The organism is Burkholderia stagnalis, from assembly GCF_039848545.1.
GTDB classification, from domain to species: Bacteria; Pseudomonadota; Gammaproteobacteria; order Burkholderiales; family Burkholderiaceae; genus Burkholderia; species Burkholderia stagnalis.
The window spans coordinates 948,217-964,019 of sequence record NZ_CP156686.1 but is presented as its reverse complement, the minus strand read 5'-3'; the positions used below and the strand labels follow the sequence as shown (position 1 = coordinate 964,019).

At 69.1% G+C, this 15,803-nt stretch carries 8 protein-coding genes; 4 read left to right on the top strand and 4 right to left on the bottom strand.

Going from position 1 to position 15,803, the window contains the following annotated elements; translation table 11 throughout:
• Positions 1-18: 18 nt before the first annotated feature.
• The 4 genes from ABFO07_RS21120 to ABFO07_RS21105 all read right to left on the bottom strand — a co-directional run bounded on the left by ABFO07_RS21120 (position 19) and on the right by ABFO07_RS21105 (position 4,004).
• The gene (locus ABFO07_RS21120) at positions 19-438 is read right to left on the bottom strand and encodes a DoxX family protein (protein WP_059565723.1); all 420 of its coding nucleotides are present in this window, start codon (positions 436-438) and stop codon (positions 19-21) included.
• A gap of 169 nt (positions 439-607) precedes the next feature.
• Positions 608-1,885 (bottom strand): c-type cytochrome, encoded by a 1,278-nt coding sequence (locus tag ABFO07_RS21115; protein WP_059993161.1) that lies wholly within the window; start codon positions 1,883-1,885, stop codon positions 608-610.
• Positions 1,886-1,887: 2 nt separating this feature from the next.
• Positions 1,888-3,501, bottom strand: coding sequence for a GMC family oxidoreductase (locus ABFO07_RS21110; RefSeq protein WP_059810307.1), 1,614 nt, complete (start codon positions 3,499-3,501; stop codon positions 1,888-1,890).
• A complete protein-coding gene (locus tag ABFO07_RS21105) occupies positions 3,501-4,004 on the bottom strand; it encodes a sugar dehydrogenase complex small subunit (RefSeq protein WP_059565668.1) in 504 nt (167 codons plus the stop codon). The genes ABFO07_RS21110 and ABFO07_RS21105 overlap by 1 nt, the downstream gene beginning before the upstream one ends.
• Before the next feature lie 304 nt (positions 4,005-4,308).
• Here ABFO07_RS21105 and ABFO07_RS21100 point away from each other — a divergent pair, with 304 nt between their 5' ends.
• From ABFO07_RS21100 to ABFO07_RS21085, 4 genes are all read left to right on the top strand, one after another.
• Positions 4,309-10,353 carry an alpha-2-macroglobulin family protein gene (locus tag ABFO07_RS21100; RefSeq protein WP_347469512.1) on the top strand — a complete coding sequence of 2,015 codons (6,045 nt, stop codon included), beginning with the start codon at positions 4,309-4,311 and terminating at the stop codon, positions 10,351-10,353.
• A gap of 7 nt (positions 10,354-10,360) precedes the next feature.
• Positions 10,361-12,610 carry a penicillin-binding protein 1C gene (gene pbpC, locus ABFO07_RS21095; RefSeq protein WP_347469511.1) on the top strand — a complete coding sequence of 750 codons (2,250 nt, stop codon included), beginning with the start codon at positions 10,361-10,363 and terminating at the stop codon, positions 12,608-12,610.
• Positions 12,611-12,880: 270 nt separating this feature from the next.
• Positions 12,881-15,052 (top strand): hypothetical protein, encoded by a 2,172-nt coding sequence (locus ABFO07_RS21090; RefSeq protein ID WP_060148704.1) that lies wholly within the window; start codon positions 12,881-12,883, stop codon positions 15,050-15,052.
• 7 nt (positions 15,053-15,059) lie between these two features.
• Positions 15,060-15,767 carry a DUF3142 domain-containing protein gene (locus ABFO07_RS21085; RefSeq protein WP_060148705.1) on the top strand — a complete coding sequence of 236 codons (708 nt, stop codon included), beginning with the start codon at positions 15,060-15,062 and terminating at the stop codon, positions 15,765-15,767.
• Positions 15,768-15,803: the final 36 nt, after the last annotated feature.

Here is a 15,803-nt window from a genome sequence, read left to right as displayed (position 1 = left end):
CCCCATGCGCGCGCCGGGTCAGCCGCGATCGATCGAAAAACGCCCGGGGCCTGCCGCGCAAAGCGCGAGCAGGCCGCCGGCGATCGCGATGTTCTTGTAGAAATGAATCATGTTGTTCATCTGTTCGCCACCCGTCATCGTCCAGTAGTGGTGACCGATGAGCGCGGTGCCGATCGTGTAGAGCGCCAGCAGCAGCGCGAGCGGACGCGTATAGAAGCCCACGAGCAGCGCGATGCCGACGAGCAGTTCCATCACGACGGCGATCGCCGCCGAGATGATCGGCGCCGGGGCGCCGACCGTGCCCATGTACTCGATCGTGCCGGAAAAATGCGCGAGCTTCGGCCAGCCGAACAGGATGAACAGGATAACGATCAGGATGCGGGCAAGCAACAGCAGCACATCGCGCTGGGACGCAAGAAAGGATTGTCTCGGTGTCATGGTGTCGCTCAACGAATGCGATGCGCGGCACGCGCGCATCAGCGGGTCAATGAACCAGGACGGGCGGCGACGCACGCCGCCCGTCCCGCTCTGCAGCCACCTTGCATCGGGGCGTCGCCCGATGCGCTGCGCGCCCTCCTCTCGAGAAAAGTTCGCGTCCCGCCGTCGCTCAGCGCAGCTTCGCGACCTCCTGCTCGGTCACCTTCGCGGCCGGATTGCCGAACTGCCCGGTCAGGTAGTTCGCGAGCGCGGCGATCTGCGCATCCGACAGCTCGTGGCGGAACGCCGGCATCCCCACGTCCTCGCTGCCTGCCTTGCGCTGCACGCCGTTCAGGATCACCTGCACGAGGTTGGTCGGGTTCGGCGCGCCCACCGTCGAGTTGTGGAACAGCGACGGATAGTAGCCGTCCGGCGTGCCCTTGCCCTGCATCTGGTGGCAGCTCGCGCAGTTGCCGAGATACAGGCGCGCCGGGTCGATGCCCGACGATGCGAGCGCCACGCCGCGCAGGCGCAGGCCGTCCTCGGCCGGCTTGCCCCACGTGGTGCGCGGCTGCTTCACGCTGCTGTCGGCGACGGCCGGCACGGTGCGGATGTACGTGGCGATCGCCCCGATGTCCGCGTCGGTCATCTTCGAGAAGCTGTGCTCGACCGCCTCGGCCATCGGGCCGGCCGCCTGCGCGACGCCCGGCACGCTGCCGGTGCGCAGGTACTGGACGAGCTGCTGCTGCGACCAGCCGCCGATCCCCGCGTTCGCATCCGACGTGATGTTGTAGCCGTCCCAGCCCGCCAGCACCGAACCCGACAGGAAGCTGCCGCCCGTCTCGTCGAGCGACTTCTCCTGCATCGCGATGCCGCGCGGCGTGTGGCACGTGCTGCAATGCGCGAGGCCCTGCACCAGATACGCGCCGCGATTCCACTCGGCGCTCTGCGCCGGCTTCGGCTGGTACGCGCCGTCCTTCAGGAACAGCCAGTTCCAGATCTTCAGCGGCCAGCGCATGCTGAGCAGCGCGGGAATCTCGTTCTTCGGCGGCGTCTGCTTGACGGGTTCCACGCCGTGCATGAAGTATGCGTACAGCGCCTTCACGTCGTCGTCGCTGACCTTCGCGTAGGACACGTACGGCATCGCCGGATACAGGTTGTCGCCGCTCTTCGACACGCCGTGGCGCACCGCGCGCTCGAAGTCGTCGTAGGTCCAGCCGCCGATGCCCGTGTCCGCGTCGGGCGTGATATTGCTCGTGTAGATCTTGCCGAGCATCGGCACGGGCATCCCGAGGCCGCCGGCGAACGGCTTGCCGCCCTTCACGGTGTGGCAGGCCATGCAGTCGCCGGCAACCGCGAGGTATTCGCCGCGCTTGACGAGCGCCGCGTCGGCCGGATCGGCCGCGCGGGCCAGGCCGGGCAATGCGAGGCAGCCGGCCAGGAGGAAGGTGAGAGATTGTTTCAGCACGGTCAGACTTCCTTCTTCAGCTGGTCGGACATCCGCAGCGCGAGCGCCGCGATCGTCAGCGTCACGTTCACCGTGCCGACCGTCGGCATCGTCGCGCTGCTCGAGATGAACAGGTTCGGATGGTCGAACGTGCGGCAGTCCTTGTCGACGACCGAGTCGCGCGCATCGGCGCCCATGATCGTCGCGCCGGTGATGTGGTTGTTCGGTGCGAATTCGTCGTTGAACACGACGTCCGTGCCGCCCAGCACCTGCGCGGCGGTCGCGTAGACCTCGCGCGTATGCACCGCGCCGCGCTTCACGTAGTCGTCGATCGCGTAGGTGATCTCGGGGCGCGGGATGCCGATCGCGTCGGTGGCCGTCTTGCTCGGCACGATGCGGTTCTCCGGCTGCGGCAGGATCTCGTGGAAACAGTCGAACTGCACGTAGCGCGCGGAGCGGTCGCGGATCTGCGCGTCCAGCTCGTCGTGCTTCAGCAGCTTGCCGGCCTTGAAGATCTTCTGCGTCTCCTGGTCGACCCGCGAGATGTTCGACAGGTGGATCTTCTTGCCCGCCTCGGTCGCGCGGAACGGGCCGTCGCGGAAGCCGATCAGCGACGTCATTTCCTGCGGGCCGCGGCCCGGCCACAGCTTCTCGCTCGCGTAGAACGACACGCCGGTGCCCGGGTGGTCCATCAGGTTGCGGCCGACCATGTCGGAGCTGTTCGCGACGCCCTTCGGGAAATCGCGGTTCGCGGACATCAGCAGGATCTTCGGCGTCTCGATGCCGTTCGCCGCGATCACGAAATACTTGCCTTCGACGCGGTGGTCGGCGCCCGTCTTGTCCTTGTAGATCGCGGCCGTGATGCGCTTGTTCGGGCCGGTTTCCAGCTTGTAGACGACCGCGTTCTCGATCAGCTTCGCGCCCGCCTGCTCGGCCTTCTCGACGTGCACGATGCCGTTGTACATCGCGCCGATCGGGCAGATCGGCATGCAGTTGTTGTTGCCGCAACAGGTTGGCCGGCCGTCGTACGGGCGGCTGTTGCGCGCGACCGGCTCGGTCACCACGTGGAATTTCGGATCGTGGTTGTTGAGCGCGGTCTTGATCGTGAGCTCGTTGTACGACAGCGGCAGCGGCGGCATCGGATACGGCTGCTTGCGCGGCGAGTACAGGTCTTCCTCGGGGCCCGGGCCCCACACGCCGAGCTCTTCCTCGGCGCGCTGGTAGTAGTGCTCGAGATCGTCGTACTGGATCGGCCAGTCGCGGCCGACGCCGTACACGGTCTTCAACTTGAAGTCGTTCGGGATGAAGCGCCACGCGGACGCGGCCCAGTGCCACGTCGTGCCGCCCACCGCGCGGATGTACTGCGAGTTGAACTTGTGCTCGCCCTTCAGCACCAGGTAGTCGTTCGGCGGGCCGTATTCCGGATGCGGCGCCCACGGGCTCGACGGGTACGGCGCCATGAAGTCCATCTTGTCCGCCTGGTTGCGGAAGCGCTCGACGATTTCCCAGCGCGGCATGCGCGGGCCGGCTTCGAGCAGGATCACCGACTTGCCCGCCATCGCGAGCTGGTGCGCGACGATCGCGCCCGCGACGCCCGACCCGACGACCACGACGTCGGCTTGTTGTGTATCGGCCATCAGGCTTGCCTCTCGATCGGTTTGTCGGCCCAGAAGCCGGGTTTGTTGGGGCAATACGAGCGGATCACGAGCGTGTCCGAAACGACGCCGAACATTAATGCTTCTTCGTAAGTAATGACGACGTTGTCGACGATCCCGAGATACCAGGATTCAAGAATCGCCAGCGCATGCTTTTCCTGATCGGGGTTCAGCGTGCCCGAGGACAGCGCGCCGGCCAGTTGCGGCAAAGCGTCGGCGGTCTTGAGCGAACCCTTCTGCAGCGCCTGCAGCAGGCGCTCGCCGATCACGCGGCTGAGGCCTTTCTTGCCGGTCAATGCTTCGGAGATCGTCATGAACGTGTCGAGCGGCGCGCCGCCCGGGTTGTCGGCCAGCGCCTTCAGCGCGAGCGAGCCCGTGAGGCCCGCGGCAGTCAGCGCGAGCGCGCCCTGCAGCCATTGACGCCGCGTGATGCCGGCGGCGGCGTCGCCGGTGCGACGCGAGTGGGGAGTGTTGTCGTTGTGCATGCTTCCTTCTCTCGGACGCCAGATTCGGGAAAACCACGCTTGATATTTCTCAAACTTTGGCGCGGGCCTGAAATGTACGCGCACAATTCGGATCGAACAATCTTTTTATAGTCCATTAAATGTTCCGCATTCCGACACAATCGATATTTCGCCGGATTTTTGTGTCTTCGGTGCGACAAGTCCGAGACGCCCTCTCCCCATGTCGCGCGACGACGACACCCCCGCCAACCGGATGGGCTGCCGTGCCGGTCGGTTAGAATCGCGTGCAATCAAACAGAAAGCTTCCCCCGAGGGCAATCGAGCGATGAAGCAGCGCGACGACAACAAGCACAAACCAATTTTTCAGAACGTCACGAGGTGGCTCTGGCGCATCGGCGCCGTCGCGGCGCTCGGCGCCGCCGCCGTGGCGTCGCTACAGGCCGACGCGGCACGCACGGTGAGCGTGTCGCCGCAAGGCACCGTCGCCGAAGTCCGGCAGGCCGTCGTCAAGTTCGACGAAGCGATGGTCGCGTTCGGCTCGGCGAGCGCGCCGAACCCGGCGCGCGTCACCTGCACCGACTCCGCGGCCGGGCGCGGCCAGGGCCATTGGCTCGACGACAAGACCTGGGTCTACGATTTCGAGAACGACCTGCCGCCCGGCGTGCGCTGCGCGGTCGCACTCAACGACGGGCTGCGCTCGGTGGCCGGCACCGCGGCCAGCGGCCCGCGCCGCTTCGCGTTCCAGACGGGCGGCCCGTTCCCGGTATCGGTGCGGCCGGGCTCGCGCGAGATCGAGGAACGCCAGGTATTCGTACTGAAGCTGAACGGCCCCGCCGACGAACGCTCGGCACTCGCGAACATCTGGTGCGAGGCGGCCGGCATCGGCAACCGCATCCCCGTCGTCGCGGCCGATGCCGACGCGCGCAAGGCGCTGCTCGACCACTTCGGCCTGAAGCAGGACGCCGCGCGCGTGCTGACGCTGTCGTGCACGCAGGCGCTGCCGTCGGGCGCGAAGATGCAGCTCGTATACGGCAAGGGCGTCGCGAGCCCGAGCGGCATCGCGAACGACACCGAGCGCCGCTTCGACTTCACCGTGCGCGCGCCGTTCGCCGCGAGCTTCTCGTGCGAGCGCGAAAACGCGAAGGCGCCCTGCACGCCGCTGCGTCCGCTGACCCTCTCCTTCAACGCGCCGATCTCCCGCAAAAACGCCGAGGCGATCCGCCTGCGCAGCTCGCACGACGCGCTCGCGCCGACCTTCGATCCGGACGACCACGGCGAGGAAGTCAGCACCGTGTCGTTCAAGCCGCCGCTGCCCGAGCAGACCGCGATGACGCTCGAGCTGCCGGCCGGCCTGCGCGACGTCACCGGCCGCTCGCTCAGCAATGCCGACCTGTTCCCGCTGTCCACGCGCACCGCGCCGATGCCGCCGCTCGCGAAATTCTCGTCGGGCACCTTCGGCATCGTCGAACGCTTCGCCGAGCCCGGCACGCCGGCGCTCGTGCCGGTCACGCTGCGCAACGTCGAGGCCGACCTGCACGTCGCGGGCCTCAATGCCGGCGGCGCGCAGTTCTCGAACCTGAAGGTCGAGAACGACACCGCGATCCGCGACTGGATGCGGCTCGTCGAGCGCTTCGACAACTGGTCGATGAGCGTCGCGACGATCGACACGCTGCGCCCCGGCCTGCTCGCGCATGGCCAGCGCCCCGTCTACGTGCCGCTCGCGGCCGGCGAACGCCAGCCCGCGCCGAAGGATCGCCGCATCGACGTGCGCTCGCTGTCGCTGCTCAAGGGCGAAGCCGGCGCGCAGACGCTGACGCTGCCGAAAGCCGATCCGACGACGCTGCGGCCGTTCGAGGTGGTCGGCGTGCCGATCGACAAGCCCGGATTCTACGTGCTCGAACTCGCGTCGCCGTCGCTCGGCCGCTCGCTGCTCGCGAAGCCGTCGAACATGTACGTGCGCACGGCCGTGCTGGTCACCAACCTCGGCGTGCACCTGAAACAGGGCCGCGAGAACAGCCTCGTGTGGGTCACCACGCTCGACAAGGGCAAGCCGGTGCCGAACGCGCAGGTGCGCGTGTCCGACTGCAACGGCGACCAGATCGCGGCGGGCAAGACCGACGCGCAGGGCCTGCTGAAGATCGACGCGCCGTTCGAGCCGAAGCACGCGTGCAAGTCGGATCGCTACGACGATTACTTCGTGTCGGCCCGCGTCGACGATCCGAAGACCGGCCCCGACATGGCGTTCGTCAGCTCCGGCTGGAACCGCGGCATCGAGTCGTGGCGCTTCAACGTGCCGACCGACATGGACAGCGCGCCGACGGTGCGCGCGCACACCGTGTTCGACCGCACGCTGCTGCGCGCCGGCGAAACCGTGTCGATGAAACATTTCGTGCGCCGGGAAACGCTGCAGAGCCTCGCGTTCCCGTCGCAATACCCGACCCGTGCGACGATCCGCCATCTCGGCTCCGGGCAGACGTACAAGCTGCCGCTGACCTGGGCCGCCGACCACAGCGCCGATTCGCGCTTCGCGCTGCCGCCGGCCGCGAAGCTCGGCGAATACAGCGTGTCGCTCGAGGACGGCCCCGACGATGCGCCGACCGCCAGCTACTACAGCGGCAGCTTCCGCGTCGAGGCGTTCCGCCTGCCCGTCCTCAAGGGCTCGATCGGCGCGCGCGATGCGCAGAAAAGCCCGCTCGTCGCGGCGAAGGAGGCGCCGCTCGCGGTGCAGATCGACTACGTGTCCGGCGGCGGCGCGTCGAACCTGCCCGTGCAGGTGTCGGCGCTGATGAAATGGGCGTCGCCGCCGTTCGCCGATCGCTATGAGGATTTCAGCTTCACGCCGTACCGCCCCGAGCGCGCCGACGGCATGGCCGACGACGACGAGCAGGACGGCGAGAACGGCGGGAGCGCCTCGCACGGCAGCAACGATCCCGACGCGACCAAGCTGATCGCCGACAAGCTGCCGCTGACGCTCGACCGCAACGGTGCGGGCGCGGTCACGCTGCAGGGGCTGCCGGCCGTCGACGCGCCGAAACGGCTCGCGCTCGAAGCGACGTTCGCCGATCCGAACGGCGAAGTCCAGACGATTCGCGGCGACGCGATCCTGTGGCCGGCCGCGGTCGTCGCCGGCATCAAGGCGGGCCGCTGGGTGTCGGTCGGCCAGCGGGTGCCCGTGCAGGCGCTCGCGGTCGACCTGCAGGGCAAGCCGCGCGCGTCGGTGCCGATCGAGATCAAGGGCATCGCGCGCATTACCACGTCGTCGCGCAAGCGCATGGTCGGCGGCTTCTACGCGTACGACAACAAGAGCGACACGCGCGACCTCGGCGTGCTGTGCTCCGGCAAGACCGACGACAAGGGCCGCATGGCGTGCGACGCGACGCTCGAGCAGGCCGGCAACGTGCAGCTCATTGCCGTCGCGAAGGACGGCGACGGCCGCACGTCGAATGCGTCGACGTCGGTGTGGGTCACGCGCGAGGACGAACTCTGGTTCGGCGGCGAGAACACCGACCGGATCGACGTGATTCCCGAGAAAACGTCGTACGAACCGGGCGAGACCGCGCGCTTCCAGGTGCGCATGCCGTTCCGCTACGCAACCGCGCTCGTCGCGGTCGAACGCGGCGGCGTGATGGAAACGCACATCGTCGAGCTGAACGGCAAGAACCCGACCGTCGACCTGAAGGTCGGCGAATCGTGGGGGCCGAACGTCTACGTGTCGGTGCTCGCGCTGCGCGGCCGCATCCGCGAAGTGCCGTGGTACTCGTTCTTCACGTGGGGCTGGAAGGCGCCGCTCGACTGGGCGCGCGCGTTCTGGCGCGAAGGCCGCCACTACGAGGCGCCCACCGCGTTCGTCGACCTGTCGAAGCCCGCGTTCCGCTATGGCCTCGGCGAGATCAAGGTCGGCACCGGCGCGCACCGGCTCGGTGTGACCGTGACGACCGACGCGACCCGCTACACCGTGCGCGGCAAGGCGCTGGCGCACGTGAAGGTCACGCTGCCCGGCGGCCAGCCCGCGCCGGCCGGCACGCAGGTCGCCGTCGCGGCAGTCGACGAGGCGCTGCTCGAACTGATGCCGAACCAGAGCTGGGGCCTGCTCGACGCGATGCTGCAACGGCGCGCGTACGGCGTCGAAACCGCCACCGCGCAGATGGAAATCGTCGGCCGCCGCCACTTCGGCCGCAAGGCCGTGCCGGCGGGCGGCGGCGGCGGCTCCGCGCCCACGCGCGAGCTGTTCGACACGCTGCTGCTGTGGAACCCGCGCGTGACGCTCGACGCGAACGGCAGCGCGACCGTCGAGGTGCCGCTCAACGATGCGCTCACCCGCTTCCGGATCGTCGCGATCGCGGCCGTCGGCCCCGACCGCTTCGGCACCGGCAGCACGTCGATCCGCAGCACGCAGGATCTGCAGCTGATCTCCGGCCTGCCGCCGCTCGTGCGCGAAGGCGACGCGTTCCGCGCGCAGGTCACGCTGCGCAACACGACCGAGCGCACGATGCGGGTGGTCGTCACGCCGCATGTGACGGGCCTCGACGTCGCGCCGCAGACCCTTTCCCTCGCGCCGAACAGCGCCGGCGAAGTCGCGTGGACGATCACCGTGCCCGAGCAGTCGCTCGACGCGGCCGGCGCGCTGAACTGGCGCATCGAGGCGGCCGAGCAAGGCGGCGCGCGCGCGGCCGACGCGCTCGCGGTCGCGCAGAAAGTCGTGCCGGCGCTGCCGGTCACCGTGCAGCAGGCGACGCTCTCGCAGGTCGACGGCACGCTGACGCTGCCCGTCGCGCCGCCGGCCGGCGCGGCGCCCAACGCGCAAGGCGCGCCGCGCGGCGGCATCGCCGTATCGCTGCAGTCGAAGCTCGCCGACGGCCTGCCGGGCGTGCGGCGCTGGTTCGAGCGCTATCCGTACCGCTGCCTCGAACAGCAGGCGTCGCGCGCGATCGGGCTGCGCGATCCCGCGCAATGGCAGGCGCTGACCGCGCGCATGCCGGTCTATCTCGACAGCGACGGGCTCGCGAGCTACTTCCCGCCGCCGTCCGGCAACGACCACTACGGCAGCCCGACGCTGTCCGCCTACCTGCTCGTGCTCGCCGACGAGGCGAGCCGCCTCGACGCGCGCTTCGCGCTGCCGGAAGACGTGCGCACGCAGCTCGAAGCCGGGCTCGCGCGCTTCGTCGAAGGCCGCACCGAGCGCAACACGTGGGCGCCGCGCCAGGATCGCGACCTGCGCAAGCTCGCGGCGATCGAGGCGCTGTCGCGCTACGGCGCGGCGCAGGGCCGGATGCTCGGCTCGCTCGAAATCGCGCCGAACCAGTGGCCGACGTCCGCGGTGATCGACTATCACGCGATCCTGACGCGCGTGAAGGACATCCCGCAGCGTGACGAGAAACGTGCGCAGGTCGAGCAAATCCTGCGCGCGCGGCTCACGTACCAGGGCACGCAGCTCGTGTTCTCCACCGCGCGCGACGACGATCTGTGGTGGCTGATGACGAACAACGAGACCAACGCCGCGCGGCTCGCGCTGGAATTCGCGGGCGACCCGGCGTGGAAGGACGAGATGCCGCGCGTGACGGCCGGCCTGCTCGCGCTGCAGCAGCGCGGCGCATGGCAGACGACCACGTCGAACGCGCTCGGCCTGCTCGCGGTCGAGCGGTTCTCGCGCGTCTATGAAAGCACGCCGGTCAGCGGCACGACCAAGGTCGCGCTCGGCGGCGACGAACGGTCGATCGCGTGGTCGCAAGCGCCGGCTGCGCCGGATGCATCGGCCGCACCGGCCTCGGCGACTCCGGCGACGCGTGCCGCGGCCGCGCGCAGCGTGATGCTGCCGTGGCCGCGCGCTGCCCAGCCGGGCACGCTGAGCGTCGTGCAGAACGGCACCGGCCGCCCGTGGGCGACGATCGAGAGCCTTGCCGCGGTGCCGCTGCGCGCGCCGTTCGCGGCCGGCTACCGGATCACGAAGACCGTCACGCCCGTATCGCCCGCGGTCAAGGGCGTGCTGACGCGCGGCGACGTGGTGCGCGTGCATCTCGACATCGACGCGCAGAGCGACATGACGTGGGTGGTCGTCAACGATCCGGTGCCCGCCGGCGCGACGATCCTCGGCTCCGGCCTCGGCCGCGATTCCGAGGCGGCGACGCAGGGCGAGAAAACCGGCGACGGCGCATGGCCGGCCTTCGTCGAACGCGACTTCGACGGCTATCGCGCATATTACGACTACCTGCCGAAGGGCAAGCTGTCGGTCGAATACACGGTGCGGCTGAACAACGTCGGCACGTTCGGCTTGCCGCCGACGCGCGTCGAGGCGCTGTATGCGCCGTCCGTGTACGGGCTGTGGCCGAATCCGCCGGTGACGGTCAAGCCGGCCGAAGCAGGCAAGCCGTGAGCGCGCAATGATGGGTTTCGCTGCACCGCGGCCGGCGCATTTTGCCCGTCCTGCCGGCCGCTTCTTCATCGCCGTGCTGTGCGCGGCCCCGCTCGTCGCGCACGCGCTGCCGTCCTACGACGACGTGCGCCACCGCTGGCGCAGCTCCGACTGGGTGCTGCTCGCGCGCGACGGCACGCCGCTGCAGCGCACCCGTGTCGATCACGCCGAGCGGCGCGGCGACTGGGTCGCGCTCGCAGACACGTCGCCCGCGTTCCGCGAGGCGATCGTCGTCTCCGAGGACAAGCGCTTCTACGAACACAGCGGCGTCGACTGGCGCGGCATCGCGGGCGCCGCCTGGGGCAACCTGTGGAACGAGCGCACGCGCGGCGCGTCGACCGTGACGATGCAGCTCGCCGGCCTGCTCGGCGATTCGCCGCGCCGGTCGGGGCAGCGCTCGCTGCCGCAGAAGGCGTCGCAGGCAGTGAACGCGCTGCTGCTCGAACGCGGCTGGCGCAAGGACCAGATTCTCGAGGCTTACCTGAACCTCGTGCCGTTCCGCGGCGAGACGATCGGGCTCGACGCGATGTCGCGCGCGCTGTTCGGCAAGGCGCCGTCCGGGCTCGACGTGCGCGAATCCGCGGTGGCCGCCGCGCTCGTGCGCGCGCCGAACGCGAATGCCGAGAAGGTCGCCGAACGCGCGTGCCGCATCCTGCGCGACATGCGCGCCGCGCAGCAGTGCGCGGCGCTCGACGGCTACGTGCAGCTCGTGACGGCCCGCCCCGCCGGCGCGTGGCGCGACGACGGCGCGGCGCTCGCGCCGCATTTCGCGCGGCGCATCGCGGCCGAGGTGAAGCCCGGCGCGGGCACGCAGGTGCGTTCGACGCTCGATGCGCCGCTGCAGCGCTTCGCGCGCGACACGCTGACCCGCGCGCTGACCGAGCTCAACGCGCCCGCCCACCGGCGCAACGTGCAGGACGGCGCGGTGGTCGTGATCGACAACGCGAGCGGCGAGATTCGCGCGTGGGTCGGCTCGTCGGGTGCGCTGTCGAACGCGCGCGACGTCGATGCGGTGCTCGCGCCGCGCCAGGCCGGCTCGACGCTCAAGCCGTTCCTGTATGCGCAGGCGATCGACGAGAAGCGGCTCACCGCCGCGTCGCTGCTCGACGACGCGCCGATCAACCTCGCCGCCGGCGGCGGCCTGTACATCCCGCAGAACTACGACAAGGACTTCAAGGGCTGGGTGAGCGTGCGCAGCGCGCTCGGCGGCTCGCTCAACGTGCCGGCGGTGCGCACGCTCGTGCTCGTCACGCCGCACCGCTTCGCGCGCACGCTGACCGCGCTCGGGCTGCCGCTCGCGCAGGAAGGCGACTATTACGGCTTCAGCCTCGCGCTCGGCAGCGCGGACGTCACGCTGCTGTCGCTGACCAATGCGTATCGGGCGCTGGCGAATGGGGGCGTGGCGCGTGGGGTTGCGGATCTGGCGGTGGCGAGCGCGTCGGCTGCATCGAGCGCGCCGCCTGCGCGCGCAGCCGACGGCACGCGTGTGTTCAGCGAGGCGGCGAGCTTCGTCGTCACCGACATCCTCGCCGACAACAACGCCCGGGTGCGCACCTTCGGCTTCGACAACCCGCTCGCGACGCGCTTTTTCTCGGCAGTGAAGACCGGCACCAGCAAGGACATGCGCGACAACTGGGCGGTCGGATACACGTCGCGCTATACGGTCGGCGTGTGGGTCGGCAACGCGGACGGCTCGCCGATGTGGGACGTGTCGGGCGTGACCGGCGCGGCGCCCGTCTGGTCGGCCGTCGTCGGCTACCTGCATCGCGATCTCGCGAGCCGCGCGCCGCGCGCGCCGGCGGGCGTCGAGCAGCGCCGCATCGCGTTCGAACGTGACCTGGAGCCCGCGCGCGGCGAATGGTTTCTCGCGGGCACCGCGGTCGATACGATCCGGCTCGCGGCGCCGGTCGCGGCCGGCAAGGACGGGCCGCGCGCGCCGCTGACGATCGGCGCGCCGACCGACGGGACGATCTTCGCGATCGATCCGGACATTCCGCCGAAGAACCAGCGGATCTGGTTCGAACGCACGTCCGGGCACGCGGCGAAGTTCGCGTGGCGGCTCGACGACAAGGTGATCGGGCATGCGGATCGCGTGGCATGGCTGCCGTGGCCGGGCAAGCATCGGCTCGAACTGGTCGATGCGCGCGGGAATGTGGTGGATGCGATCGGGTTCGAGGTGCGGGGGGCGTTTGCGAAGGTGGGGGCGAGGCGGCGTTGAGCGATCAGGCCATTGCCGTGCCGGTGCGAATAATGAAGCGGGCATGCGATCGGTTCATGCGCCTCAGAACGACCAATGGCTCTCACGCGCGAAAGCGAGTCGAACGCAGGACGCATGGCGCTCGGCAAATGCTGTTGCTAGCTGCCCTGCACATTCAATAGAATCAAGCGCCTTGCCCTTGCTCCCCCGAGCGAGGCGGCCTTTCACGACCCGCTTCGAGCCCATGGCCGGGATCCTCGATTCGGTTCGACTCCACCCAGCACAAGAACAATGCGGAGAACCACGTTGCTGCACCGAAACCTGATCGCCTCGCTGACGGCGAGCCTCTTTTGCATCCCCGTCGCCCATGCAAGCTCGGACGACAGCTGCAATCCACCCGCCGCGCTCCGGCAGATCGCCTACTCGTGCGGCGGCATGCCGATCCTGAGCCCCGCCAACGACACGCGCATCAACGCGATGCTGCTGATGGTCGACAGCGGCCAGCTCGCGCAGCTGTTCCCGGACCCGAAGAGCATCCCGCCGAAAGACCGGGCGAACCGGATCGTCGTACCCTTCTCGTACGACTTCTCCGGATGGATCGACATCGGCCAGAAGCAACCCGACACGACCGGCAATGCGTCGAATGCCAACGCCCCGTCGAATCAATACGCCGATGGCGAAGGCAGCATCTGCCGCAGCATGACTGCCGGCGCCGACGCGTTCGGCGCTGCACTGAACGCGGCCAAGGATCTCCCCGGCGACGAAGCCGCGCGCCTGCGCGCCGCGCGCGCCGACATCGCGCAAAAGACCTGCGCGTCGGGCGGCGCGAGCGCCGCGTGGACGAGGCCCTCGGTCAAATCGCCCATCGGGCAGCAGTTCGCGACCTACCTCGACGGCACGAACGCGTTCTACCGCTTCGACTTCCCCGCCGCGACCAAGGCCTTCGCCGGTGCGTCGCACAGCGCGAACCCGTGGCTGAAGGAAACCGGGCTCTATATGGCCGGGCGCGCGCAGTTGAACGCCGCGCAGGCCAATGCATTCGACCACGACAGCCCCACGCCGTCACGCGAGAGCGTCGCGAAGGTCTCGCTCGACGCCGCGAACACGGTCTTTCGCACGTACTTGAAGGTTTATCCGCAAGGTCGCTATGCGGGCTCCGCGTCGGGGCTGTTGCGGCGCGTCGCGTGGCTCGGCGGGAACGTCGCGCAGCAAGCCGATCTCTACGACAAGGCGTTCGCGCACTGGTCACCCACGGTGTCGAACGTGCCGCTTATGCAGCTGGCGAACGAACTCGACAGCAAGCTGGTGTTCGCGCCGGGATTCGACCCGCGCCAGATCCAGTCGCCCGCAGTGCTGGCGACCGTCGACCTGATGCGCATGCGCACGTCGGACAGCACCGACTCGAGCCGCGACAAGCCGCTTACGCTGGGCGAGCTGCAGGCGCAGAAACCGCGCTTCGCCGGCACGCCCGCGCTCTACGACTATCTGCTCGCCACCTGGTATGTCTACATCGGGCATAAGCCGGCCGCGGCGCTCGACTTGCTGCCGCAGGCGAGCGGCGCACCGCTCGACTACTTCGGCCTGAGCCAGCAGGCGCTGCGCGCGTTCGCACTGGAGGACAGCGGCCAGTCGGACAAGGCCCGGCAGCTCTGGCGCGACCTGATCCCGCTCGCCAAACTGCGCTTCCAGCGCGAGGCGCTGGAGCTGGCGCTCGCCATCAACCACGAGCAGGCCGGCCTCGTTGACGAAGCATTCACCGACGATTCCCCCATCCAGAACGCCGCCATCCGCGCGACCCTCCTCCAGCGCGCGGCCAATGCGGACCTGCTGCGCGCGCAGGCGCAGAACAAGTCGACCAGCGGCACGCTGCGCGACATCGCGCTGTACACGCTGCTGTATAAGGAACTCACGCGCGCGCACTACGCCGACTTCGTCGCGGACGTCGCCCTCGTGTCCGATGCGCCCGCCGATCCGTTGAAGCCGTTCACCCGCCCCGGCGCGAAGAATGAAGACGGCTATGTGTGCCCGTCCGCGCGCGACATCGCAGCGGCGCTGCAACAGAATCCCGGCGATACGAAAGGCTTGAACTGCCTCGCCGATTTCGTGCGCCGCCATCCGGCCGAATCGGGTCTCGCCGAGTATTCGACGCCGTCGTGGGCCGCCAACCGTTCGACGGCCGGCGCCACGCGCGTGCCGCCCACCCTCGGCAGTGCGCCGTCGCAGTTCAAGGGCAAGCCGTTCGAGCGGATGCCGGGCTACCTGGCGGTGATCGACGATGCGCAGGCGAACCCCAACGACCGGGCCTACGCGCTCTATCGGGCGATCAAGTGCTATGCGCCCGCGGGTTACAACGAATGCGGCGGAAAGGACGTTTCGAAAGAGGCGCGCAAGCGCTGGTTCAATACGCTGAAGGCCGCCTATCCGGGCACCCAATGGGCGCAGACGCTCAAGTACTACTGGTGAGCCCGGCGTGAAGCGCATCCTGTGCATCGCGTTGCTGCTGGTTGCACGCATCGCGCCGGCCGGCACGGTCGATCCCGCGCAGTACGACGCGTTCTGGCTGTGGGCGGGCGTGAAGCCGCAGGCGGTCGTGCGCGACGCGCGCACCGTCTACGTGCTGCAAGGCCAGATCGAGGCGTCGCCGCAGGACGATGCGCAGGTGCGTTTCATCGCGCAAGGGGTCGCGCTGCCGCCCGCGCCGAACGCGCGCATCTGGCTCGTCTATCGGGCGCATACGCTGCGCTGGACGCCACGGGTCACGCAGATCATGCTGGCGCAGCTCGCGCGCTGGCGTGCATCGGGGCGCACGATCGCGGGCATCCAGATCGACTTCGATGCGCGCACCCGCCATCTTCAGGACTATCTGGAATTTCTGCGGACCCTGCGCGAGACCTTGCCTGACGATTGCCGGTTGAGCATCACGGGGCTGCTCGACTGGAGCAGCCGCATCGATACGGGTCAGGTCAACCAGCTCAGGGGGATCGTCGACGAGGTGGTCGTGCAGACCTATCAGGGGCGCAGCACGATTCCCACGTATGCGGCCTATCTGCCCCGCGTCGCGCGGCTGCAGCTGCCGTTTCGCATCGGCGTGATCGAAGGCGGCGAGTGGGATGCGCCGCCCTACCTCGCGGCGAATCCGTGGTTTCGCGGGTACGTCGTGTTCCTGCGCAATGGATAGGGCGCTCGGTCGAACCTGCTTGAACTCACAGGCCGA